Below are 25,393 nucleotides of genomic sequence, written 5' to 3'. Positions count from 1 at the left end.
CAGCTTACACTTCTGCGCGCACGCGGGCATTCCGCCGCATGACTGATGAAGGCGTCTTGCCGAGCGTTTCAATTACAGCTCGCCAAGACCGCGCTTTCTCGATTCCACTTTCGCGTGGCGAATCGCATCGTAAAACGTCCTGCCCGAAGCGACACGCTTACGGTCGACGTGGACTTCCCAAACGCCAAACGCGCATCTCCATCGGAGGCGGCGTTCTTCAACCAGTGCCGCAAACCAACGCCACACAGCCGCATCGTCGGCGTTCGCCGCTGACGCCGCATTGACACGCTCATTTTGAGCCGCTTCGGTATTGCAATGATTCCATCCCGTCAAGCCGTGCCCATTAACATTGCGATGACTGCGCGCTAGAGCTGATGCGCTTGTATCAAGGGACGACATGATGACGGCCGTGCCGTGCCCTGAATCGAGCCCGATGGTAGAGTGGCTGCAGCGGTCGTGCCGTGCGCCAACGTATTCCTTAGAAAGATCGTTGGTGCGTCGAGGAAGGCCGCTTGTCATGCGGAAGACTTCCGTATCGGATTTCTTGTTGTGCGAACGGCTCATCTGCAGATTGTCTTAGACCGAATTAGGGGGATAATCTACCCTTTACCGTTTGTCGAAACAAACGACTTGTTCGCATCGTACTGTGCGAAAACGTCATTCCGCGATGTAAGGCGTGAACAACATTGGAATGCAAAGCAATGCGCCGCAAGATTCCTTCGACCCATGCATTGTCAGCTTTTGAGTCGGCCGCGCGTCACCAGAGTTTTACAAAAGCAGCCGACGAGCTCGCCGTTACGCAGAGTGCGGTCTGTCGACAGATCGGCGCGCTGGAGTCGTTTCTTGGAGTGAAGCTGTTCCGGCGCACCCGCCGCGGAGTCGCATTGACGGACGCGGGGGCTGCGTACAGCAGGCGTGTCGCATCGCGATTAGATGAAATCGAATACGATGCGCTGGAGGTGATGGCCAAAGGCACCGCTTTCGGCACACTGGAGCTTGCGGTTGTGCCGACGTTCGCGACGAAATGGTTGCTTCCGCGTCTGCCAGCTTTCACGACAGCAAGTCCCGGTATCACGGTGAACCTTACCGCGCGCACCCGACCTTTTTTGTTTGGTGATACGCAGTTTGACGCGGCTATACATGCTGGGGCTGAGGCTTGGGCGGGGACTGAGCGCACGTTGCTGATGCGGGAAAGTCTGATAGCAGTAGCCAGCCCGAGCCTGATCGCGCCGCGCAAAAACCTCACGCCGCGGGACTGGAGCAGCTATCCGCTATTGCAGCAAAGCACGCGACCATTTGCATGGCGGAACTGGTTTGCCGCGCAAGGGATTGAGTTTGATGGCGACATGATCGGACCACGGCTTGAACTTTTCTCGATGCTTGCAGGCGCGGCCGTGGCTGGCCTTGGGATCGCGCTAATTCCCCGTTTCTTGATCGAGGACGAGCTCAACCGCGGTATTCTCATACCCGTCTGCAAATACGAGCACCAGAGCGAGAACACGTACTACCTGATTTATCCGGAAGAGCGTACTGGCAACACAGCGCTGTCAACCTTTCGCGCATGGCTCGAGCATGAGACCCGACAAGCGAGATCGACGGTGCGGCCCGACTCATGATGGCGTTCCCCGCTTGGCCATCCCTCCGATGAACAGGGCTACGAAAGTCTCGGCAATATCGTTGATGTTCCGTTGATGCTTCGGCGATATCCAGTTCACCATCCAGTTGCAAGCGCCGAGCACAGCGTTGGCTACGATCTCGGGGGTAAGCGCTTCCATGTTGCCCTTACGAATGCCTTCTTGCACTGCCTGTCGAAAAATGCCGTCATATTTGACGACGATACTGTGCACCTCATTCTGTCGTTCATCAGAGAGTGCCTGAGCGTCGCGATAAAACACGGTAGCCCATTCGCGGTGTTCCGCAAGAAAACGCACGTGCATTCGGATCAGTTCCTTGAGCCGCTCCAGTGGATCCTGAACGGATTGCGCGATGCGCTGGGCTTCGCCGACAAAGTGTCCGGAAATATAATTAAATACCGCCCACAAAAGTTCGTCCTTGCCGCCGAAGTAGTAGTAGACGCTGGACTTGGTATACCCTAGGGCGTTGGCTACCTCGTCAAGGGTAACGTTGCGTACGCCACGATCCGCAAACAGTTGCGCTGCGCTGCGTACGATTTCCTCACGCACGATAGTGCGCTTCAAGGAGCGAAGGTCGCTTCCTTTTCTGCTGCTTGCCGTGGGTGTGCTTTTGGTCATTTTTTTCGGACGGGTATTCGTTGTTGTTCTTTGCATGATGACACCCCGAATGGATATCGATGTCGTATCTTACTGCCTGACACGAATGAAGTTGGTTAGCGTGAGGTCAAGCACGGTATAGTGATCATGAGTTGAAGTGATCCGCCATGACAGCAGTCCCAGATTCGGTCTACTCTTCAGGCGGCGCCGCGCGGCAAGGATTGCGCGCGCATGCAATCTGTCACCAGCCCTCACGGGTGTCCTGAAACGCACGGCATCGAACCCCGCACCCAAAACAATGTTTCCACTGAAAACGTCCGCGAGCACAAACTGCCGCATGTGGCGGACAGCGTGTGTAGTCCGCTTGCCGATTGGCGCGGGCCAATTTCGGCATCTGGTACATCACCCAGGTGAAACGGCTGAGGATCCCACCGATGTGCGAACTCAGTGATCTCGCTGGACGCGAAGACAAAGGGTTCAGTCTCGCACGTGAATCCTTCGTACAGGTCCTCATGTAACAGATTCAAACCAATCCTCCAATGCTGCAGGCAAGGTGATCCTTGCCTGGTCGTCGAATAATCGACAGTCAAGTCAAAAACAGGAACAAGTCTAGGTTTGAAAATATACCCGTGTCAATGAAGACCCAACGTACCGGCATCGTAAACCCCATGCCAGAACACGCTCTTACGCTCAAAGGCGATCTTGCCCTCGAAAAACGTATTCCTGATGGGGGACAGATACGGACGAGCTGGCGCACGGCATCAATTGCGTCGCGTGTATGCGTGGTGTTCTCTCCGCGACGCCGCCGCGGCACGCGAATTTCGGTATGTACTCCGCCCTTCCAGTGGATGACGAGCACGATTTCGCTCGTTGCGTTGTCAACGTGGACGACGACTTGGTGGATCAGGGTGCGCACAATGCGCTTCTTCAGGCGGGCGTCGGCCTGCGGCCAGATCGATTCGAACGCAGCGGCAAGATCAGTAAACTCCTCTGGCTGGGTAGGCGGTATCTGGCCGGATGTGTGCGACTGTTGCTCGATACGCGATTCCAGTTCCTCCACGCGCAGTAGCGCATCATTCCAGCGCCGCTCCAGTTCGTCGGCGACTAGCCGGTTCTCGGCGTCAGCAGCGTCGTACCGTTTCTGCGCGCGTTGCGCGGCGTAGCGTGCCGCCCGGAGATCCCGCTGCAACGCGGCCAGCACTTCGTCTTGCTTGAGGGTCTCTTCTTCGCGCGCCACGATTGCTGCCCCAATTGCCGCCGGTTGAACGACCTGCAAGACCGCCTCGGCGATGGCCGCGTCCGCGCGTGTGCCACCGAACGCAATACAACGCGGTTGTCCCTTGTCCAGCCAGCCGCGATGACAGGTATAGCGAAGGCGTCGTGCCTGTTACCCGTGTAGTGAGCGTCAGCTTGCTCGCGCAGCGCCGGCAGCGCAACAGTCGCGCCAGCAGGGCCTCACCGTTCTTCGGGGCGCCAGCGTGTCCGGCCAGACGCAGGTTGCCACTGATCCTGCACTGGATCCGTTCGAATTCGTCCCAGTCAACGTTCGATTCGCTAATACGGGTGTTGCGTTGTCGGCTTGTGCAAACATGGGTGTCCGCACTCGACGTTGAACAACGCCAGTTTTGTGCGATTCGAAAGAAGTTGGTACGCCGCGCGAAGACAGCACGCAGCACAACGAACGGTCAGCTAGTGGATACGAAATCTGCGAGCAATTTCATAGGGCTCACTCCCCATAGCGCGCAGTCCCAGTCGTGGTCCAAAATTCGACTAGAGCGTCAAAAACTATTTTGACGTATTGACTCCTCCATGGATATAGTCTAAAAATAGACGTGGTAGTCAAAAATAAGTCCGATCGGGAGAAGACAAAAATCGGCCTGACCCATGTGGAGAGACGATGATGCTTCCAGCGCAACCGTCGGCGGCGATCGTGTTCGCCATGCGGTATGCGCTCGTTTGTGCTGGCTGAGAAGACGCAGTTCCGGTAGATAGTCTGCGCCTCCATGCATTCGTTTGTCCGTGGCGTGTGGAAGGTGCCTGTAACCTCGTTCGTGCGGCATTGCTCGTGCATTCTCCCAGTCGCGCTGCACTCACTCAGTGCTCTCCACGAGCTCACCGTATTACGACCACGCATTTGAGGACAAAGGAATGAATCACGCCGAGTTGGTAATTTCATATGCGCGAACCCATTGCGACCGCGTCGCCGTGCAGATGGACGGCAGCGCGCTGACCTACGGCGAGCTGGCGGCCTCGTCGGAGGCATTGGCAATCGGCTTGCAGCAAGCGGGAATCGGGCTGGGCGACCGTATCATGATGTTTGCCGAGAACAGTATTGAATGTCTCGTCCTCTATCACGCAGTCGCCCGAATTGGCGCGGTATTCACTCCCGTCCATGTTTCGTTCCGGGTGCAGGAGCTTGCTTACGCGATTTCGAATGCCCGGCCCAAGCTGATTGTCACCACCACGGATCAACTGGATGTGCTCGATATGGGACTGAACGAGACGGGGCATGATGCCAGGATCGTACTGTTGAACGGGACAGGCGCGCCCGGGGCGGGGCAGACGCGGTACTCGGACCTGTTTTCGCGGTCGGGTTCTTGCGTGCCCGTCGACGTTTCGCCAAAACATCCACTACTCATCAGCTATACGTCAGGAACGACGTCGCTGCCGAAGCCCGTTTTACGGTCGCATGGCGCGGAAACCTGGAGTGCGCAGAGCTACCAAAAAGCATGGGGCTTCGAGTCCGGTGATCGCCTGCTGGTGGCAATGTCGCTCAGTTGGGTTTACGGTCTCTGCTCGCTTTGTCAGTCTGCGTTCGCGGCTGGCGCCACCGTAGTGCTCGAACCGAAGTTCAGCCCGACGCGGACTCTCGCACTTATCGAAGCAGGACAAGTCACGGCGTTCGCCGGAACCATGAGCATGTACGCGATGATGCTCAACATTCTTGAGGAGCGCCCTTTCGATACGTCCTCACTGAGAAAGGCGTTTCTGGGAGGGGAGCCGCGTAACGAGGTGGCCGTCGAAAAGATTGAGGCTCGACTGGGTCTGCGCTTGTGCGAAGGCTGGGCCATGACGGAATCGTTCCCAGTGCTGGCAGTCCATCCCACGCGGGATCGTCAGGCGCCTGTCGCGTGCCTTGGGCGTGTGGTGCCTGGGGTCGAACTGCGCCTCGTCGACGGGAACGGTCAGGACGTGGCTGACGGCGAACCGGGTGAAGCCTGGGTCAAGGGTCCGGGCGACTTTCTCGAATACAGCGACGAACCTGAACTCACCGATGCACGACGTACGTCCAGTGGATGGGTGCGGTCCGGCGATTTACTGCGTCGTGGTGACGATGGCTATTACATCTTCGTCACGCGCCAGAGCGAAATCATCATCCGTGGTGGCGTAAACATATCGCCCGTCGAAGTTGAGTCTGCCATCTGTGCACATGCGGACATCGCCGATGCTGTGGTGGTGGGCCTGCCAGACAGCGTGCTCGGAGAGATCGTGGCGGCCTTGGTGATCACGCGAAGCGACAAGCCGCTCGACGCTGAAGCAATCACGGCATTCGTTTCGGAACGGATTGCGCGATTCAAGGTGCCGGCCAAGCTCTTCCGAGTCGAATCGATTCCCGCGGGCACGACCGGCAAGAAAAATCGAACCGAGGCCCGGAAGATCGCAACCCTGCTGGAAGCCGAGGCTGTTCAGGTAGGCGTGCATAAGTTCTAGTGGTTTCAATGCCGCGACACCGGCAGAGCGACCTCCCGCTGCGTCGCCGTTCAAGTCTATTGGTCTGATAATGGAGATTTGTTAGTGGCTAATCACAGACTCGCAGAAGCCGCCGCCATTGTCGGCGCTTACGAGCATCCCACTCGCTTCGCTGCTGACAAGAGCGAGTGGCAACTGCTTGCAGAAGCGTCGCGCGGTGCGATTGAGGACGCAGGGCTTTCACCAGCGCACATCGACGCACTATTCGTCGCGGCGACGGCACCGGAAGGTGGCCAGTTGGGGCTGTGCACGTCAACGATGGCGGCGGACTATCTGAACCTCAAGCCGAAGTTCATCGACGAGACCGACGTAGGTGGTGCGTCGCTCGGCTACTACGTGAACCGCGCTGTACTCGGCATTCATGCCGGGCTCTTCAAGTGCGCGCTGATCGCGTACGGTGCGACGACCCGATCACGCAAGGTCAATGTGGGTACTGTCTCCTACAACCAGCTCACTGGCCAGGAGATGCTCCCGATTCCCGATGCGTTTGAGCAGATCTATGGCACGACGGTGATCGCCTTCATGGGCATGCTAACCCAGCGCTACATGCATGACACCGGGCTTACGATTGAGCAACTGGCACATGTGGCCGTCACTATGCGCGAACATGCACAGCGCAACCCGAACGCGATGCGACGAGAGCCCATTTCGGTAGACGATGTGCTCGCATCGCCCGTCATCGCGACACCGCTGCGCAAACTCGACTGCTGCGTGGTAAGCGACGGAGCCGGTGCGATTGTTGTTGCCCATCCCGATCTATTCCCGGAATGCACCAAGCCGCCGGTGTGGATTCGAGGATGGGGCGAGGCGATGATGACGCATGGCGGCGGACACACCGACTGGGCTGCGGAAAGCCGGGAGATGGTTTCGCGCGCGTGCGCTGACGCATATTCAATGTCAGGGCGTGGCCCCAAGGACATCGACACGGCGATGATCTACGACGCATTTACCTTCAACGTTATCGTCGACCTTGAAGGTGCGGGATTTTGCCGGGTCGGCGAAGGCGGCGCTTTCGCGGCCGCCGGTGAGATGAGACTCGACAGCGGCTCGCTGCCGGTCAACCCGGACGGCGGCGGACTCGCGTCGAATCACCCCGGGCGACGTGGCATTTTCATGTTCATTGAGGCGGTCCGTCAGTTGCGCGGCGAAGCCACGGGACGTCAGGTGAAAGATGCCAGGGTTGCGATGTGTACAGCGACGGGCGCCGCCTTTCTCGCTCGTCGCGGCTCCGCGGCGCATATTCTGGAGATCTAAACGATGAGCACCAGTGATACCTTGAAGTGGAAAGGTCCGTTGCCAACGACGGTCAATGAGACCCAGCCGTTCTGGGATGCCTGCAACCGAGGGCAGTTCCTTGTTCAGCGCTGCAATCATTGCGGCGAAGTGCAGTACCACTACCGAGCGTTCTGTTGTCACTGCTGGTCCGATGAGGTCGTAGATCTGCCGCTTGCAGGTACGGGCAAGGTCTGGACTTTCTCGATCGTGAAGGTGAACCGTTCGCCGCAGTTTGCGGATTGGGGCGTGTACGCAACCGGTTTGGTCGAAGTACCTGAAGGCGTGAAGATCATCTCGCGGATCCTCACCAACGATCTCGACGCTCTGCGCATCGGTAGTGACGTCAGGCTGGCTTTCGCCAAGGCCGACAGCGGCCAGCAGATTCCCGTTTTCGTTGTCGAGGAGTGACATCCAGATGATTCTCGATTTCCATACGCATCTTCTTGACGTTGGGCACTGGCCGGCTGAATGGTGGGACCACGTGGCTCGTGGATGGGCGGCTGCAGAGCCGGGACGCGAACCGGCGCAGATTCGCGACAAGATCGAAGCGGGCCTGATCGACCCGGATGGTTCGCGCATGATCGCGGACATGGACGCGGCAGGTGTGGACGCAGCAGTGGTCCTCCCGATCGATTGGGGCCCCGATTTTCATTCCGCGAAAAACTACGACGTCGTAGTGGACCATGCGATCGAATGCCAGCATCGTTACCCCGGCCGACTGATCGCCTTCGGTGGTATCGATCCACGTCGTCCGGGTGCGCCGGAAAAAGTCGACGCCTGGCTCAGATCGGGACAAGTCCACGGTCTCAAGCTTTATCCGAATTGCGGCTGGATGCCTGCCGCACCGGAAGCCATGGCTGTCTACGAGGTGTGCCAGGCCCATGATGCGCCGATCCTGTTTCATACCGGTCATCCACTGCCGTTGCTTGACGAATCCTGGTCCCGCCTCGCCAATTTTATGCCCGTTGTGGAAGCCTTTCCCAAGCTGAAGGCCGTCTTGGGGCACGCGGGCGCACCATGTGAATTCGAGAACGCGCTGAATGTCGCGGTTCGCTCTGAAGCGGCCACGCTCGAGCTTTCCGTGTGCCTGTGGGACGACCACAACGAAGAGGCTGAATTGGCCTTGGCAAAACGCGTCGCAAAGGCAATCGATGTAATCGGTGCTGAACGGATTCTCTTCGGCACTGACCACGTTTCGGGAAAGCGGGTGCGAGGGCCGGGGTTCCTGACGACACTCGTTGAGAAGTTCCAACGTATGCCCGAAATGGCGAGGGCCAGTGGAGTCACTATCTCCGACGATGCTATGGAGCGGATCATGGGTTTGAACGGGGTAAGTCAATTGAGCCGCTACAAGTGGCGTGCGCTCAAAGACGGAGCCGTGCAGGGCTGAATTAACTGTATCTCGTAGATACACAGGAGACTTTCAATGCGTACTTCCCTTGCCGAACGGCTGGGTATTGATGCCCCGATTTTTGCCTTTAGCCACTGTCGGGATGTCGTCGTGGAGGCAAGCAAGGCCGGCGCGATCGGCGTGCTCGGCTGCGTGGGCTTTACCCCTGAGGAGCTAGAGGTTCAGCTTGACTGGATCGACGCGCGAATCGGTGACAAACCGTACGGCATCGATGTCGTGATGCCTGAAAAGGACCCTTGGGCCGAAGAGCAAGATCTCAATCGGTTGCACGAAAAACTCAAATCAATGATTCCGCCAGAAACGATTGCTTACGCGAAGAAGATTCTCGCGGACAACGGCGTCCCCGAAATGCCCGAGGGAGCCCAGCACGAAGGCGACTATCTGATTCGCTCAACGGCGGCAACCGCTCGCCGCCATGTGGAGATTGCCCTCAAGCATCCGAAGGTTCGCCTGGTCGCCAATGCACTGGGCGCACCGCCTGCTGACGTGACAAGGCTGATCAAGGACAACGGCCGCGTGCTCGCAGGTCTCTGCGGTGAGGTCTCGCAAGGCAAAAAGCATGCCGACGCCGGCGTGGACATCATCATTGCTCAGGGTACGGAAGGTGGCGGCCACACGGGAGAGATCGGTTCGATGGTACTGTGGCCCGAAGTGGTGGAAGCGGTCGCGCCGATTCCCGTTCTCGCGGCGGGTGGCGTGGGTAGCGGAGCGCAGATCGCAGCCGCGCTGATGCTTGGCGCCCAGGGTGTGTGGACCGGATCGCTGTGGCTGACGACGATTGAATCGGATTTGACCGAACATCAGCGTGAACTTCTGCTCGCTGCGCGCAGCCGCGATACGACGCGTTCTAAGTCGCTGACGGGCAAGCCATGCCGCATGTTGAAGAACGAGTGGACGAAAGCGTGGGAAGCGCCGGACGCGCCGAAGACGCTTCCGCTTCCGTTGCAGGATATCGTCGCGGCGGAAGCAACTGGGCGTGCGCGCGCTTATCCGGACAAGGCCCGCGCTGTCACGATCAATCCGGTAGGTCAGATCGTCGGCCGGCTCAATGAACTCGAACGCACGCGCGATGTTGTCTATCGCCTGATCGAGGAATATTACGCCGCGACCGAGCGTTTCAAGCCGCTGATGTCCTGGGAGTAAGTCTCATGGAACCCGAATCCGGGCGCTAATCTCCATTCAGGTTCTTGCATCGAAGACGGTGCGCGTTCTGCAAAGCAATGGGTTGCGATGACCTGCAATCCGGTGAAGCTCTCGCTGGCTTGCGGGTTGTCGATGATCCCTGCTGCTTGCGACCAGAAGGTACTGGCAGAAAACCCGCTGAACGATTACCGAAATACGAACACAGGCCGACCGACTCCAACAGATTTGCGATCGCTGACGAACTGCCGCTCGGCGCCAAGCGTAGCTTTTCGCCGGTTGTTGTATGTCTTCACATTCGAGCATGGCTCGAGCATCTTTTCGCCGAAACGTCTGGATGTCGCCTGACGACTGGGGAGCGAGGCTATGCTATTTCAACTGTACAGCCCCCAAACTAGCGTATCTACCAATTGACGCCTTTTTTTTTCGAGCGTACTGTTAAATGGCAGGTATCGGCTTCGCGCATTTTGGTGCATGAAGAGCTCCTAACGCGAATTATTGTATAGCCTATAGAAGGGTTGATCGCGCTGAGAATTTTTCATGCTCTGATAATTAACTAGAATTAATCGGCTAAATATTTGTTTACGTAGCACATGCCATGTCACAACAAGATAGGCTGTTAAATCTCTCTGAGAAAGATATTCTCCTGTTGAAAATTTTTGAATCTGTTGTACGAGCTGGCGGGTACACGGCGGCAGAAGCTTGTCTTAACAAAAGCAAATCGGCAATTAGCATACATATCTCAACGCTGGAAGCGCGGCTTGGGAAAACACTTTGCCACCGAGGGCGTGCGGGTTTTTCATTAACCCCAGAGGGTGAGCAGATCTATACGATCTGCCAAGATTTATTTTCGGATCTTAACGGGTATCGCGAACGTCTCAATCACGTGTCGTCGCTTGTCGGTGGAGTTCTCAGGGTTGCCCTGGATGATACCATCTATGGTCATTTTCCGGTACTCGAAAATGTCTTTGACAAGATTAATAATGGTGCGACTACTAAATTTCTTGAAGTGTATTTCACCTCGCCGGAGCGGGTCCTGAAGATGCTTGCGGGTGGAGAGGCGGATATTGGTATAGGCGCGGTGCCACGCGAGATTCCGGAAACTAAAGCTTATTTTTTATACGAAGATTCTTTGGCCCTATATTGTGGTGCAAAGCATCCTCTCTTTCATAAAAACGAGGATGAAATTACTGACAGTGAACTCGCGAAATGCGAGGGTGTCGATTTTTGGGCTTATCAGGATCCAGAATTTGAAGCGGCGATGAATTCCTTCAGCGTGACGGCTAGATCCGGACAGGCTATGGCTCGGCTTCTGCTGGTACTTTCGGGAAAGTGGGTCAGCCTGCTGCCAAGAGATTTTGCTGCGGAATGGGTGGCCACTGGACGCCTGAGGGAAATTCGGCGGGTCAAAATTTCTTCCAAACAGAAATATTATGCGGTGGTTCGGAGCGAGATAGCTTCGAACACTTTGTGTAAGCAGATGGTGCACGAGCTAAAGCGAGCTTTTGTCACTGACGTTCAATGCTGTGTGCTGGCCTCCTCCTAGGGATCCGTACTTGGCCTGCTGATATTGTTGTTGGGCGCGCAAATCATATGCCATCAGGTCCATTGTCGTCGCTATCTCGGGTGACACAGTGGTCTCCCCACTCGTTTGGTGGGGCCTACTGTGTCCAGTTTTGCGCCGTCGGTCTAGACAGTACGCGAGCAACGCTTACGTTGAAGCGAGCGTTTGTAACTGAAGTTGATTGTTGCGCGATCTAGCTTCTTCTCTGGGCATTGGGCCCCGCGTTGTTGTATGGACGGTCACAGCCCGTCAGGCCCGTTCCCGCCCGTATAGCCGGGTTCAGACTCGAGGCCAGTACAATAACTGTCCCAGCGCTCGATTTGTCCATTTGTAATCAGATATGACGCGGCCATTGGTCGTTCGATGTGGTAACCAAGCTGTTTTGACTGGGCAATCCAGATCCAGGTATGAAATATGACGGGCCCTTTCGCGACTACCACTGGAAACCGGAAATCTGAAATCTCGCCATAGGCGGTTTGGCGCTCGATTTCCTGAGCATACATCTCCAGGACCTGCTCCCGCCCGTGTACGACGTGCTCACCGCGCCAACCTGTCCGCACGGTAACGTCAGGCGCAAAAAAACTGCCAAGTCTGTTAATGTCGACAGGGAGCGTTTTCCAACACAGCCAGAAATCATACAGCACTGCCAAATTACCACGCTCTTGCTCGGTCAACTCGTCGTTTACCCAGATTTGTTTCTCGCTAGAAGCACCTGGATCGGTGAGGTTTGTAACGGTATCCTCCAGATCCTGGCGCTGCACCATGGTAACTTGATGTGGAATCCTTACTTGCATGTTGAATCTCCGTGCTAGATTTCATGTGACGTCGTGCCGAATTCTGTACGTGAGCGAGTCGAGGATCGTTACCAGTTGAGTAAAATAAAGTTTTGAAAATTTTCAGCTATAGGCTGTTGTCACTCCTTATATACTTGGCCGGATTGGTGCGAGCCTTTGCTCACAATCGCTTCGAGTTGCTCTCTTTCTTTAGCGGTCAGGGTAACGATGTATTTTCTCATTCGCCGATTATCGGATAAGCCGGCCGGGTTTACAATGACTTGTGCTCCTGAACTTGACGAAAGTTCACGCGTGTCGCGACACTAGGCTCTGGTCGCCATCATTGCTGTATGCCGAGCGTTGACGGGCTCGTCGTATACTCTCAATATTCGAGCGCCGCTCGCTTAGCGCTCACGGTTTCAATGGCAAGAGCATTTGAGGGTTGATTGGATCTGGCGCAGTCGATGCGCGAAGGTCCTTATCCTAGGTCGTCACTTGCTAAATTCAACATTCGAATTTGCATAACGAAGTCTCCGAGGATCGCGCGTAGCCTAAACAAATGTAACGTAGGTCCGTTTTCGACGTGACAGGAGCGAAACACAATGGCGAACGTCAGCACCGAGCTGCGAGCTGGATGTCTTTTTACGGAAGATTCTGAGGATGCGATTCGGGATGCGATCTCGGTCGTCCGAGCAGGCGATTCTCTGAATCCATCTGCATGGCCAAATGGTGCTCGAGTAGCGGTCGCTATCACGTTCGACGTGGATCACGAATTTCCGGTATACAAATTGGATCCCGCGATACTTTCGTTGGGCCAGTACGGCGCGACAACCGCGTTACCGAGAATCCTGACGCTGCTGAAAAAGCACGAAATTCCCGCGACCTTCTTTGTTCCGGGAATGGTGCAGAAGATCCATCCCACGACTGTGCCCGAGATTCTGGCTGACGGTTGTCATGAGGTCGGTCTCCATGGGTGGGTTCATGAGCGGGCTCCCGATCTTCGAGACCGGGAAGAAGAGTCCACGATGATCTCTCGAGCTATCGAGGTGCTGACCGAAGCGGCGGGCGGAGTCAGGCCTGTCGGTTATCGCGCGCCTAGTGCGGCTATCAGTGAGCACACGCTGGAACTGCTCGAAGAACATGGTGTGCGCTACGACAGCACTTTATCCGGGCGAGACGAGCCTCACGAGCTTGTTCTGCGGGGCAGGAAGTCTGCGCTTGTGGAGATCCCCATGTCTTGGGAAGGCACCGATTATCTTTTCCTGCACAACGACGAATTTTGGCAAGGTTCTCTGCCTTGGCCGACGGCTGTATTGGATGTTTATAAGAGCGATTTTGATGTTGCATACAATGAGGGCACGATTTTCAATCTTGTATTGCACCCCCAGGTCATCGGGCGACGGTCGAGGCTCGTTATCTTGGATCAATTGATTAGTTATATAAAATCAAGGAATGATGTCTGGTTCGCGACACTTGGTCAAATGGCTGAGTATGTGAGCAATAAATGAACTGATCTGTATGAGTCTATCTGATCTGCGATCGCACGATTATAAATTGATTGAGGCTCGGAATGAATGTTAAAGCAAAAACGGGTACTGTTCTGTATCCGGAGACTGGACCCGATGGGTTACCGTTGACGCCATTAACGCAAGAATTCTACACGTCGGAGTTGTGGTACGAGCGGGATATTGAAATAGTGTTCAGTCGCAGATGGCTTTTTGTGTGTCATATTTCGGAGTTGCCAAATTCCGGAGATTATACGACTTTCGAGTTGGGAAAAATCAGCATCATCGTATCCCGCGGGCAGACCGGTGAAGTCCATGCCTTCCACAACGTGTGTCGGCATAGAGGCACGCGTCTGCGTGAACCGGGTAAAGGTAATGCGCGTGTATTTACCTGCCAGTTTCATGCGTGGTCATACAACACCGACGGCACACTTCGCCTAGCTCCCCACATGCCTGACCTTGATAAGGCATGTTATAACGCGAAGAGTGTTTGGAGCGAAGTTTGGAACGGCATGATTTTCGTTAATCTACAAACCGAAAAGCCGAAATCGGTCGCTGATTACCTTCAGAATGCTGATGTCCGTGGACACCGCTTGGAGAGCGCTAAGGTTATTGCCAAAAAGGATTATGTGACCAAGGCTAACTGGAAGATCAATGGCGAAACTTTTCAGGAATGCTATCACTGCGGAATTGTTCACAAAGCCACGCTCGGGAACATTATCAATCCCATCACGACTTATACGGCTTATGACGATGTGGCGCCGGTGGCCGGGAACGATATGGAGTATATGATTTTCTCGGACAACTTGACCGAGGGGCAATTTGCTCCGGGTGTTAAAACCGAGACCATGGATGGTCAATTCGTGACGAAGCGACTGATGGGCGATGGTCCAGAGCCGCAGGCGGCCAAATTATTGTCTTGGTTCCCGAATTTTTCCGTTGGTGCTTGGCCGGACTTTGCTGTTGTTGTTGACTGGATTCCGGTCTCGGCGCAGGAGACGCTTTTCAGGACCCGATGGCTGGTTCATGCCGATGCCGTTGAGGGGGTCGATTATGACGTCGATACAGTCATTGAGCTTACTGATCTGGCCAATATTGAAGACAAGAAAATCGTTGAGCTTCAACAGCAGGGTGTAAATTCGCCCGCTTATATTCCCGGCCCTTATCAAATCCCTCTCGAGGATTATGCGCGAAAGTATATTGCGCATTACCTCGCCATGGTAAAAGAAGTTGGCACTTGGTCGCGATGACGTTCTTTGATAGCGGTGCTATCAGTGGTTGAGCCATTTTGATGGAGCGAAATAACTTTTCTGGCATTACGGTTCCATGTGAAGTTTATTCTACATATTTTAATTTATGAAACCACTGAATCACCTTGGTAAAGCAATTACATCGGCGGACTGGCTTGATGTGCCGACGAACCGGATTGCGTTTCGTAAAATTGAAGACGTGTTGCCGATCGCAGAAATTGATAATGGTCTGTCGTCGCAAAAGAATTTTGAGCAACGCTTGATCCCGTCGGAATTTTTGAATTTTGAAGATTCTACTGGCGTGTTTAATATTGAGAAATTCCTCGAAGATTCTTATACCGATGGTTTTTTGATTTTGTATAGCGGAAAAATCGCATACGAATGGTACACCCCGACACAATCCAGTAGCGATAGGCATATAGTATTTTCGGTGACCAAATCGGTGGTGGGATCGCTAGTTGGCGTTCTTATTGATCAGGGAAAGATCGATCCGTCGGAATTTGTACCTCACTACGTGCCGGAGTTGCGGCGCACGGCATTTGATCAAGTCCGTGTTCAGCATCTGCTTGACATGACGGTGAGCCTTGACTTCACGGAGTCTTATCTCGACCGGAGTGGCGCGTATGCCCGCTATCGGCGTTCGGTTGGTTGGGGCGGTTCTGAGGTCGATTCGACGCATTCGGGTATGCACGCATTTTTGACAGAGATTCCGCTAAAAAACCAACCTCATGGAAGCTCCTTTGATTATCTTTCGCCAAACTCGGACGTTTTAGGCTGGGTTTGCGAACGAGCAGCTAATGGCTCATTGGCCGCTTTGTTGTCTTCGCACATCTGGCAGCCTCTGCAGGCTGAGTCTAGTGCTTACATTACGGTAGATAGGCTTGGAGCGCCCCGAGCGGCGGGTGGTTTTGGATGCACTCTGCGGGACATGGCACGATTCGGCGAGTGTATGCGTAATGAGGGAAACATTGATGGGCGCCAGATCATTCCCGCTTCGTGGATTGAGCGCACCATACAACGAACCGACAGCCCGACTTGGAAGGCTGGCGCCATGGCGGATTGGATTCCGGGTGGTGGGTATAAAAATCAGTGGTGGCTGACCAATAATGAAAATAATGCCTATTTCGCCGCGGGAATTTACGGGCACTGGATCTACATTGATCCGACGCGAGGCGTTGTAATAGTAAAGCAGACGTCGCGGCCCGAAGGGCCAGCAACTAAGGAAATGTTTCAGTACGAGGTTGGGCTTTACGGAAAATTGGCTGCGAGATTTCGCTAATCACGCATCTCGTCAGATTGTTTTGCCGATTACGATGAAATCGAGTGAGTAATTCAATTGTGATTTAGATTCGTTGCGTGCGATTGAGAAAATTAATTGCTCGCTAGATAAGTAATCCTAAAGTTATTTGAAATTTAATATTTAATGGATGTGGCCGATGACTGAATTCAAAGCTAAAAGTGCAGTGATTATCGGCGGGGAAACTGGCATTGGCCGTGCATCCGCTGAAGCGCTGGCGAAGTCTGGTCTGTCGGTAACTATTGCTGGGATCATCGCTGCAAAAGGTCATGAGACTGCTGAGGTAATCAATGCTCGTGGCGGTGACGCGATATTCGTGCACCTGGATGTTCGCGATTCCAAAAAGGTCACAGAGGTGGTGCAGCAAGGGCGAGCGGAAGGGCACGATATTCTGGTCTATTCTGCAGGGGTTTTTGATAATCTTGCTGGTTGCACTGATACTTCCGAAGAGCTTTGGAATCAACTGATGGATATTAATTTGAAGGGTTGTTTCCTTGCCAATAAGGCGGCGCTTGAAATCATGGTCAAGCGTGGCTGGGGACGGATCGTCAATATTGGATCTATTGCTTCATTCAATGCAAGTGCTGATGGATTTCCGTATACCGTGTCCAAGCACGGCATGGTCGGGCTGACCAAGCACATTGCGCGCCGATATGGAAAGGATGGCATCACTGCAAATTGCGTATGCCCCGGCATCATTGAAACGGATATCGTTTCCAATACGAAAAATATCATTGGGAACTGTGCTCCTCCATTGTCGCAGGACATCATGAATGGAGATGGATGGAAAAAATGGGTTCCGGTTGGTCGCCAGGGCACGGTCAGCGAAGTTGCTGATCTGGTGGCCTACCTCGCAGGAGGAAGTGCTGGATACATAACCGGCCAATCACTTGTAATTGATGGCGGCTGGTTGACGGCATAAATGATTCGAACATTGACTTGTCATGCTGGACTGTCTTTAATAAGGTAAATATTTAATAATTTGACTGATCAACTAGTAGATCGATATTGATAGCGCAATTTATTCGAACATCAACTGTGGTTGATCTGGGAGCAAATTTGAATGCGTAAGTTATCCCGTTTCTACATTGATGGTCACTGGGTCACCCCTCTGGCCGGGTCGGAGTCGAAAGTGTTCGAGGTCTATAGTCCAATAACGGAGCTGCTTTCTGGGCAGGTATTGCTTGGCAGTTCGGGTGATGTCGACAACGCTGTTCGTGCTGCCAAAAAGGCGCTTGAGACTTTTTCTGCCACTTCGAAGCTTGAGCGGATCGAATTGTTGCGGCGAATTGCTGAAGAGTATCGGAAGCGACATGACGACTTTAGCGAAGCAGTGGCGGAAGAAATCGGATGTCCGCCTTGGCTGGCCAAGGATGGGCAATTTACTTTGCCAGAAATGCACCTGAAAGCAGGCATTGATTTGCTGGGTTCCTATCAGTTTGAGCATACGCAAGGTACCACTTTAATCCGGCAACAACCAGTTGGTGTATGCGGTCTAATTACACCGTGGAACTGGCCGATCCTGCAAATCATGGTCAAGCTCGCGCCGGCGCTCGCGACAGGCTGTACAGTGGTATGGAAGCCCTCGGAGTACTCGTCTTTTTCGGCGCAGATCCTGGCGGAGGTTCTGGACGCGGCCGCTGTTCCGCCTGGTGTCTTCAATATGGTATTCGGTGACGGTAGTTGCGTGGGCCACGCCATCAGTTCGCATGCAGACGTGGCGATGGTGTCTGTCACGGGTTCGACCCGGGCCGGTATTGAAGTTGCCCGTCAGGCAGCCTTTACGGTCAAGCGAGTTCATCAAGAACTCGGCGGAAAGGGGCCAAACATCCTCCTGGAAGACGCTGATTTCGAGACGGCAATTACGTCGGGTGTGCAATATGTCATGCTGAACTCGGGACAGAATTGCACGTCGCCAACGAGGCTGCTGGTTCCTAGAAGTCGCCTGGACGAGGCGGAAGCCATCGCAATGAAAGTGGCCACGGGAATGAAGGTTGGGCCACCGGAGGCTGAGGCAATGATCGGTCCTGTGGCGAACAAGCAGCAGTGGGAGCGTGTGCAGCATATGATCCAGCGAGGAATCGACGAGGGAGCGAGACTGGTATTAGGCGGCACAGGGCGGCCGGAGGGCGTGGAGCGGGGGTATTTCGTTAGGCCAACAATTTTTAGTGATGTGAGCAATCAGATGGCCATCGCTCAGGAGGAAATTTTTGGCCCAGTGCTATCCATCATTCCATATGACTCGGTTGAAGACGCAATCTCGATGGCGAATGATAGTGAATTCGGGCTTGCTGCGTATGTGCATTCCGCGCGCCATGATGCTGCGATGCAGGTCGCGAGCCGAATTGTGTCCGGCCAGATCTACATTAACGGAGACATGAATCTGTACGACGTCACGGTACCGTTTGGGGGCCGGAAAATGTCGGGGAATGGCAAGGAATTTGGTGCAGCGGGATTTGACGCCTTTACGGAAAGTGTTGCATACCTCGGATTTGGCACCGCAAGTTGAACAGCCTATCGCTGTTCTCGTGAAGTAGAAGCGTTGGAGGATTGATCTGCCGGTGGTCAGTTATTTGCTGCTGTCGCGGATCAATTTCCGCTAATGAAACCAAGGTAAAAAGCATGTCTTCTGACAACCGGGTCAGTGCTTCATCAAGCAAGCGGGAGATCGGCAGAACGCTAGCTGTTGGTCTGTTGTTTGTGGCGGGTTACATGAGCAACTCCATTTATCCGAGTTTTGTGGGTGCCATTGCCAATACTTCCCGGCTACATGATGTGAGTATTGGCGATTTGGCTACAGCAGAATTTCTGGCTTTTGGCGTCGTGCTCTTGTTGGCGGGGCGATATTTGCCACAACGTAAGCTCAGGTTGACGGCAGGCATTTGCCTCGTCATCCATCTGTTGATGGCATATGCCATGACAAAATTTCCACCGGGGATGCTGATTATTTGCCGCTTGCTTTATGGCACAGCTAGTGGAGTACTGGTGTCAATTGCATATATTCACTTGGCTCAGTCAGCACTTCCGGGGCGTACAGTGGCAGTGTACACGACAAGTGTAATGGTCACGGGAGTGGTCTGGTCGCTGGTTTTGCCTAAAGTCCTAGTGCCGCTTTTTGGGTATTCACAAATTTTCCTTTTTCTCACTTTCTTTTCATTCGTTGCACTTATTTTCTTAAAGTTTTGTCCCGACGAAAGTATTGTCAAAGAGTCGACTGACGCCAGGTTAGTCGCTTCAGAAAATAACAAGCTCGCGTTATCGCCGGTATTGATTCTTTGCAGTGTGGGAATGTGGTCATTTTTCATGATGATCTTCTGGGTTTATGCTGATCCCATTGCGAAAAATATTCCTGGATCGGTGGCAAAAAATTGGCTGACCATTTCGCTTGTCTGCCAGATTTTCGGGGCCGCATTATCGGCATTGTTCGTCGAAAAAATTCCCGCAATTCCGATGCTGAGTATTGGCCTTTGCATTTCTATCATTCAGATTGTTGCGATTCTTGCTGGTGTGGATGGTATAGGTTTTGTGATGTGGACAGGGATTTATGGATTCCTCGGATATTTCCTCGTTGCTTTTTATATCAAGGTTCTCAACAAAACCGATCCGACTAATCGTGCGGTAATTTTATTCCCGGGTGTGCAGATGCTGACGGCGAGTATTGGTCCAATGCTTGTTTCCAAGTTGGTATCTGAAACCAATATATCGGGTGTATTGAAAATTGATCTGATAGCGATTGTTACTTCACCTATTTGTCTCTGGTTGGCGATGGTTGTACATAAACGAGCTGCCGGACGTGTGCAGCGTGTTGGACTCGCTGGTGGTGAAAGCCATTAGATTCTGAGTAAGCCGTTCCGCTGGAGATAATTGCCTGATGGGTATCGACTTCATCGAGGGCCACTTATAAAATTCGGAGTAGTTGTGGATAACGTTACGAACAGTCAGCCTCTCGAGGATGCGGTAGGCAACACTAGTAAACAAGCGCGACTTTCCGGCCGCATGGGTACGACATCACTTATGTTGACCGTGCTTGCTTTTGCTGCACCGATGGCCGTGGTCGCAGGATATCTGCCATTTACGATTGTCGCCGATGGACCCGGTGCAAGTCTGGCTTTGTGTTTGACAACCGCAATTCTGCTCTTGTTTACAGTGGGCTATGTAACCATGACGCGGCACGTTCCGAAGCCCGGGGACTTTTATGCGTTCATTAGCTCGGGGTTGGGCAACGTACCCGGATTGGGAGCCGCATTTCTGGCTGTTATATCCTATGTGGCGCTTTTGCTCGGGGGGTACGTATTTTTTGGAATTAGCGTGAGTTCGGCAATTGTTAGTCTGGTTGGAGTCCAAACGGAATGGTGGGAATGGTCGCTGGTTGGTTGGATCGCCGTCAGTGCGTTGGGGTATTTGCACATTGAATTGTCTGCCAAGGTTCTGTCGGTTTCTATGATGATAGAAATTGCCATCGTGATGATTTTCAATGTGGCCGTTATTCATTCCGGGGGCGCGGATGGCCTGTCGGTCGAACCATTTACGCCGTCAGCCTTTATTCGGGGAGATGTCGGCGTCACTTTGCTGTACGCGATTCTGCTGTTTGTCGGATTCGAGGCAACTGCGCTGTTCAGAGATGAACTGGTCGAGCCGGATCGGACTATCCCACGTGCTACATATGGCGCGGTAATTCTGGTCGGACTTTTGTATACGCTTTCTTGCTATGCGCTCGTGTCGGCTTACGGCCAGCGTGTATGGGATATCGCGAAAGATGATCCGGCTTCGATGTTTGCCCATGCGATCAGCATCTATGCTGGTCGGACCATGGCCGAAGTGACTCAAGTGTTCGTGAGCATGTCTGTGCTCGCTTCGTTGATCTCGATCCACAATGTGCTTTCCCGCTATGTTTTCAATTTGGCCGCAGATCGGGCATTTCCGAAATATTTTTCAAGTGTGCACTACCAACATCGCTCGCCGCATGCAGCTTCCAATCTGATTGCGTTCGTTGCGTTGCTGCTCATTGGATTGCTCCTATTTACCCATGCCAATAGTGCGGAGACGTATGGGATGGCTGCGGGTATTGGTGGGCTCGGCGTTGTCGTGCTGATGGCAATGGTGAGTTATTCCGCCGTCGCATGGTTTGCCAGAAATGGCATGCCTAAAGAAGAAAATGCCTTCAAGACGTTAATCGCACCCGGAATATCCGCCATTGTTCTTACGCTGACCGCGATCTTTGGAGTTATCCATCTCGACCTCGTAGTCGGCGGAAAACCAGGGGAATATGGGTGGGTTACGTATTTGCTGCTTGCGGCATTCGTGATCGGAAGCCTGGTTGCGTTCTATTTCCGCTGCGCAATGCCGGAGGTATATCAAAATCTTGGGCGTGCAGAGCGTGTTTTTGAGTTTTTGGCAAATCGACAGGAGCGGGCCGATCAATTATCGGATTGAGCTTGTCGCCGTATTTCATTGCTTCGGGTCTGGCCAAGGCCTGAGCTTCCCAGCGGCGGCGCCGGATTTTTGTGAGATTTGGTATTTTGCGAGGCTCGCCCTCAACGGTTCTGCCGCTTTCAATTGAAGTTGGAAAAAAATATATCGCTTTGGTGTTTCTGCGCAGCCTAGTATGGCTGCATTACATTGGGGATGTTTTATGGGCATGAGAGTAAGGAAGGTTGCTGTCGCATTCGTGGCCTTCGCGACGCTGCAGGGTGTGTCGATATTGGCGAAAGCGGGTGAGACCGATGCAGCCGCAGACTGGCGCTTGCTTGGCGGCGGTAACGACCAGCAGTTCCATAGCTCCGCAGCTCAAATTGATCAGGGAAATGTTGGCAAGCTCGGGTTGGCCTGGTATGTAAACATGGATTCGGGTGATGGTCTCGTCGGTCAGCCGCTGATCGCGGACGGCGTCATCTATCAAAGCGGGCCGCCCGGCCGCATTTACGCCAACGATCTGAAAACCGGGAAGTCGCTCTGGACGTTCGCGCCGCAGACTTCCTATCCGGCAAATAGCAGCTGGACCGCATATTGGGCCTCCCATGTCAATCGCGGTCTGGCGATGGATGGGGACAATCTGTATGTCGGTGCCTACTGCAATCTTTTGGCAGTCAGCCGCACTACACACAAGCTCGTGTGGTCCGTTCCCTCCTGCGATATGACGAAGATGCAGGGCATTACCGGCGCTCCGCGTGTCGGTGGCGGCAACGTGTTCATCGGCAATGCGTCGGGCGATATGGGGACCGACCGAGGCTTTTTGGACGCGTTTGATGGAAAAACCGGCAAGCATCTGTGGCGCTTTTACACGCAGCCTGGCGATCCTTCCAAGCCGTTCGAAAGCGAGATCATGGCGAAAGCGGCCCAAACCTGGGGTACAAATTATTGGAAATATAGCCACGGTGGTACGAGCCCGTGGGATGCCATTACCTACGACGACAAATCCAATACTGTTTATTTCGGGACGGATGGTCCTGCTCCTTGGTCGCCGAAGGATCGTGCACCGGATGCCGGCGACGAATTGTTTACTGACTCGATCGTTGCCGTCGATGCAACGACCGGGGAGTACAAATGGCATTTTCAAACGGTCCAGCACGATGGTTGGAACTTGGCTGCGACCATGCACATCATGCTGGCTGATTTGCCTTCTGCGGATGGCGGTAGTCGCCGTGTGGTGATGACTGCGCCCAAGAACGGCTTCTTTTATGTCCTGGACGCCAAGACCGGTCAATTCATCAGCGCCAAGAACTATGTTCCAGTGAATTGGACCAAGGGCCTTGATCCGAAGACCGGCCGGGCGATCCCGTCTGATGAAGGGAATTACTGGGACGGCAGGAAAGGTAATGTGATTCCTTTGCCTGGTGACGTGGGCGCGCATAGCTGGGAGCCGATGGCTTACGACCCCAAGAATCATCTCGTTTTCATCCCAGCTTCGATCGTGCCAGTTTCGATGTATCCAAGTAAGGATTCGTTCGGTGGTGTTGCCGCTGACTACTATTACGGTTTCCGGGCCGATGCCAAGGTGAAGACCCATGGCGAGTTGATTGCTTGGGATCCGCGAACTCAAACAGCGCGGTGGAAGGCTGATCGACCGTTGCCGGTGAATGGTGGTGTGTTGGCTACCGCGAGTGGTCTGGTTTTTGAAGGGACGGGCGACGGTAAGGTGCAGGCTTTTGCTGCCGATTCAGGGAAATTGCTCTGGACATACGATGTCGGTGGGTGCGTGCTTGCTGCACCAACCGTGGTCACGGTGGATGGTACGGAATACCTGATCATCGCCAGCGGCAATGGAGGTGCGTCGGGCATGCGTGGAATTCCGCGCCTGATGAATACCTTGCGTAGCCAAGGTCCGGCGCGCCTGCTTGCCTTCAGGCTGGGCGGTGCTTCGAGGTTGCCGATTGCACCTCCTGTCGCGTTCCCCAAGCCAAGCTTGCCGAAACCGGCCGATGAGCTTGCGGCAGCCCGCGGTGGGCTGGTCTTTTCGAAAAATAGTTGTTCCGCATGCCACGGCTTAAACGCAGTGGGTCCGGGTGCCAGCATCATTCCTGATCTTCGCATGATGTCGGCCGGTACCGAGTCAGCTATGCATCAGATCGTGATTGATGGCGCTTTCAAGCAGGCCGGTATGCCAGCATTCTCGGATATGACTGCCCAGGAACTCTCGGATCTGAAGGTTTACATCGAATCCCAGGCATGGAAGGGATATGCGGCAGATCTGGCTCGTCGACACGGCGGCGCTTCGGATCCTGTGAACTGAACGATACTCCACGTGAAGGGGCGCGTGCCTAGGTTCGCGCTTCTCGCGTCGATGAATAATTTTCTGAAAAAGTGCCCCGTTGCCGGCGGGCAGAAGATGTTCGGCGTCCGATTTTCTTCGTTGATCGAGGGTGATGGAAGCACATTGCAAGTTAAGCCAAGATCAATATTTCTGAGGACTGGAAAATGTCGAGTAAAGAGCAAACTAACAATGACCTGATGGCACGACGAGCGAAAGCAGTGCCCAGAGGGATTGGAAATGCTCACCCCGTATTTGCGGAGCGTGCCAGCAACGGTGAAATCTGGGACGTTGAAGGTAAGCGCTATATCGATTTTTGCGCGGGTATTGCTGTTCTGAACACGGGCCACCGTCATCCCAAAATCTCGGCGGCTGTCGCCCAGCAGGCGGAAAAGTTTTCGCATACCTGCTTCCAGGTGGTCGCGTATGAATCGTACGTCGAGCTCGCAGAGCGACTGTCGGCCCTCGCGCCCGGGAATTTCGAGAAGAAGGCGTTCTTCATGACTACGGGTGCGGAAGCCGTTGAAAACGCTATCAAGGTCGCACGCCATCATACAAAGCGTTCCGCTGTCATTTCGTTCGACGGCGCGTTCCACGGTCGCACTTTCATGGCGATGGCGCTGACCGGAAAAGTCGCCCCATACAAGGCCGGCTTCGGGCCGATGGCCGCCGAAGTGTATCAGGCTCTTTATCCGTCGGAGCTCGAAGGGGTCTCGACGGAATGCGCGCTTCATAGTGTCGAACGTCTGTTCAAGTACACGGTGGATCCGCATCGCGTAGCCGCAATCATCGTAGAGCCGGTACAGGGCGAAGGCGGTTATACGCCCGCACCCGCTGCGTTCCTGAAAGGCCTACGCGAAATTTGCGACAAGCACGACATCTTGCTGATTGCCGATGAGATTCAGACCGGCGTGGGTCGAACCGGGCGTATGTTCGCGATGGAGCATCACGGCGTGGTGCCGGACCTGACGACGATGGCCAAGGGTCTCGGTGGCGGTATGACCATTTCGGCTGTTGTGGGCCGCGCAGATATTCTGGATTCAGTGCCGGCAGGTGGCCTTGGCAGCACATATGCGGGCCATCCGATGGCCTGTGTTGCTGCACTGGCTGTCTTGGACGTGATGAAAGAAGAGCACCTTTGTGCTCGCAGTGAAGCTATCGGCGAGCGTATGCGCGGACGGTTCAATGGGCTCCGCTCACGTGTGCCCGAGATTGCCGATGTCCGCGGACTGGGTGCCATGACCGGCATCGAGTTCAGGAAGAGCTATCAGCCCGCTCCGGAACTTGCCAATGCGTTGAAGGCCGACGCATTCGATCGCGGCCTGCTTCTGCTGACGTGCGGCTCATACGGCAATGTCCTGCGGATCATGCCGCCATTAACGGTGTGCGACGCAATTGTTGACGAGGGAATCGACATCATCGAATCGATTTTGCTTGAGCTATAGCCCGT

General features: G+C 54.3%; 21 protein-coding genes. 17 read left to right on the top strand and 4 right to left on the bottom strand.

Annotated features, from left to right (window positions below; all coding sequences use genetic code 11):
• Positions 1–72: 72 nt before the first annotated feature.
• The gene (locus BJG93_RS35515; protein WP_231337694.1) at positions 73–564 is read right to left on the bottom strand and encodes a hypothetical protein; all 492 of its coding nucleotides are present in this window, start codon (positions 562–564) and stop codon (positions 73–75) included.
• Between the two features lie 137 nt (positions 565–701).
• Between BJG93_RS35515 and BJG93_RS35510 the strand changes: the two genes are divergently transcribed.
• Positions 702–1,616 carry a LysR family transcriptional regulator gene (locus tag BJG93_RS35510; RefSeq protein WP_027193649.1) on the top strand — a complete coding sequence of 305 codons (915 nt, stop codon included), beginning with the start codon at positions 702–704 and terminating at the stop codon, positions 1,614–1,616.
• On the opposite strand, the gene BJG93_RS35505 is transcribed toward BJG93_RS35510, so the two are convergent.
• Both BJG93_RS35505 and BJG93_RS35500 read right to left on the bottom strand, forming a co-directional pair.
• Positions 1,611–2,288: a TetR/AcrR family transcriptional regulator gene (locus tag BJG93_RS35505; RefSeq protein ID WP_082194423.1), complete on the bottom strand. Its 678-nt coding sequence runs from the start codon at positions 2,286–2,288 to the stop codon at positions 1,611–1,613. The two genes, BJG93_RS35510 and BJG93_RS35505, sit on opposite strands and share 6 nt — an antisense overlap.
• Before the next feature lie 529 nt (positions 2,289–2,817).
• Positions 2,818–3,507 carry a hypothetical protein gene (locus tag BJG93_RS35500; RefSeq protein ID WP_027193651.1) on the bottom strand — a complete coding sequence of 230 codons (690 nt, stop codon included), beginning with the start codon at positions 3,505–3,507 and terminating at the stop codon, positions 2,818–2,820.
• 872 nt (positions 3,508–4,379) lie between these two features.
• On the opposite strand from BJG93_RS35500, the gene BJG93_RS35495 reads away from it, so the two are divergent.
• The 7 genes from BJG93_RS35495 (at position 4,380) to BJG93_RS35465 (ending at position 11,353) form a co-directional block, all read left to right on the top strand.
• Positions 4,380–5,942 (top strand): class I adenylate-forming enzyme family protein, encoded by a 1,563-nt coding sequence (locus BJG93_RS35495; protein ID WP_027193652.1) that lies wholly within the window; start codon positions 4,380–4,382, stop codon positions 5,940–5,942.
• 84 nt (positions 5,943–6,026) lie between these two features.
• Positions 6,027–7,235 (top strand): thiolase C-terminal domain-containing protein, encoded by a 1,209-nt coding sequence (locus tag BJG93_RS35490; protein ID WP_071336765.1) that lies wholly within the window; start codon positions 6,027–6,029, stop codon positions 7,233–7,235.
• A 3-nt stretch (positions 7,236–7,238) separates the two neighbouring features.
• On the top strand, positions 7,239–7,664 hold the full coding sequence (locus tag BJG93_RS35485; protein ID WP_027193653.1) for a Zn-ribbon domain-containing OB-fold protein: 426 nt from the start codon (positions 7,239–7,241) through the stop codon (positions 7,662–7,664).
• Between the two features lie 7 nt (positions 7,665–7,671).
• Entirely contained in the window at positions 7,672–8,646 is a 975-nt protein-coding gene (locus BJG93_RS35480; protein WP_027193654.1) for an amidohydrolase family protein, read from the top strand.
• Positions 8,647–8,682: 36 nt separating this feature from the next.
• Positions 8,683–9,810 carry an NAD(P)H-dependent flavin oxidoreductase gene (locus BJG93_RS35475; protein ID WP_027193655.1) on the top strand — a complete coding sequence of 376 codons (1,128 nt, stop codon included), beginning with the start codon at positions 8,683–8,685 and terminating at the stop codon, positions 9,808–9,810.
• Positions 9,811–9,897: 87 nt separating this feature from the next.
• Positions 9,898–10,155 carry a hypothetical protein gene (locus tag BJG93_RS35470; protein ID WP_154671649.1) on the top strand — a complete coding sequence of 86 codons (258 nt, stop codon included), beginning with the start codon at positions 9,898–9,900 and terminating at the stop codon, positions 10,153–10,155.
• 250 nt (positions 10,156–10,405) lie between these two features.
• Positions 10,406–11,353, top strand: coding sequence for a LysR family transcriptional regulator (locus BJG93_RS35465; protein WP_082194424.1), 948 nt, complete (start codon positions 10,406–10,408; stop codon positions 11,351–11,353).
• 257 nt (positions 11,354–11,610) lie between these two features.
• Here the strand turns inward: BJG93_RS35465 and BJG93_RS35460 are convergent, their stop codons facing one another.
• Positions 11,611–12,165 carry a nuclear transport factor 2 family protein gene (locus tag BJG93_RS35460; RefSeq protein WP_027193657.1) on the bottom strand — a complete coding sequence of 185 codons (555 nt, stop codon included), beginning with the start codon at positions 12,163–12,165 and terminating at the stop codon, positions 11,611–11,613.
• Positions 12,166–12,746: 581 nt separating this feature from the next.
• On the opposite strand from BJG93_RS35460, the gene BJG93_RS35455 reads away from it, so the two are divergent.
• The 9 genes from BJG93_RS35455 to gabT all read left to right on the top strand — a co-directional run bounded on the left by BJG93_RS35455 (position 12,747) and on the right by gabT (position 25,388).
• Positions 12,747–13,652: a polysaccharide deacetylase family protein gene (locus tag BJG93_RS35455; protein ID WP_051374107.1), complete on the top strand. Its 906-nt coding sequence runs from the start codon at positions 12,747–12,749 to the stop codon at positions 13,650–13,652.
• Positions 13,653–13,714: 62 nt separating this feature from the next.
• Positions 13,715–14,899: an aromatic ring-hydroxylating oxygenase subunit alpha gene (locus BJG93_RS35450; protein WP_082194425.1), complete on the top strand. Its 1,185-nt coding sequence runs from the start codon at positions 13,715–13,717 to the stop codon at positions 14,897–14,899.
• 106 nt (positions 14,900–15,005) lie between these two features.
• The gene (locus BJG93_RS35445; protein ID WP_071336769.1) at positions 15,006–16,178 is read left to right on the top strand and encodes a serine hydrolase domain-containing protein; all 1,173 of its coding nucleotides are present in this window, start codon (positions 15,006–15,008) and stop codon (positions 16,176–16,178) included.
• 157 nt (positions 16,179–16,335) lie between these two features.
• Positions 16,336–17,118 (top strand): SDR family NAD(P)-dependent oxidoreductase, encoded by a 783-nt coding sequence (locus tag BJG93_RS35440; protein WP_027193660.1) that lies wholly within the window; start codon positions 16,336–16,338, stop codon positions 17,116–17,118.
• Positions 17,119–17,259: 141 nt separating this feature from the next.
• On the top strand, positions 17,260–18,705 hold the full coding sequence (locus tag BJG93_RS35435) for an aldehyde dehydrogenase family protein (RefSeq protein ID WP_027193661.1): 1,446 nt from the start codon (positions 17,260–17,262) through the stop codon (positions 18,703–18,705).
• 113 nt (positions 18,706–18,818) lie between these two features.
• Entirely contained in the window at positions 18,819–20,030 is a 1,212-nt protein-coding gene (locus BJG93_RS35430) for an MFS transporter (RefSeq protein ID WP_034476883.1), read from the top strand.
• Positions 20,031–20,210: 180 nt separating this feature from the next.
• The gene (locus BJG93_RS35425) at positions 20,211–21,629 is read left to right on the top strand and encodes an APC family permease (RefSeq protein WP_202904043.1); all 1,419 of its coding nucleotides are present in this window, start codon (positions 20,211–20,213) and stop codon (positions 21,627–21,629) included.
• 199 nt (positions 21,630–21,828) lie between these two features.
• Positions 21,829–23,925: an outer membrane protein assembly factor BamB family protein gene (locus BJG93_RS35420; RefSeq protein WP_051374110.1), complete on the top strand. Its 2,097-nt coding sequence runs from the start codon at positions 21,829–21,831 to the stop codon at positions 23,923–23,925.
• Between the two features lie 185 nt (positions 23,926–24,110).
• Positions 24,111–25,388, top strand: a complete 1,278-nt coding sequence (gabT, locus tag BJG93_RS35415) for a 4-aminobutyrate--2-oxoglutarate transaminase (protein ID WP_027193663.1) — start codon at positions 24,111–24,113, stop codon at positions 25,386–25,388.
• Positions 25,389–25,393 lie beyond the last annotated feature (5 nt).

Origin of the sequence: Paraburkholderia sprentiae WSM5005 (genome assembly GCF_001865575.2) — a bacterium.
Lineage (GTDB): Bacteria > Pseudomonadota > Gammaproteobacteria > Burkholderiales > Burkholderiaceae > Paraburkholderia > Paraburkholderia sprentiae.
Note: the sequence above shows the minus strand (reverse complement) of the source record. Positions and strands in the feature narration are given on the sequence as shown.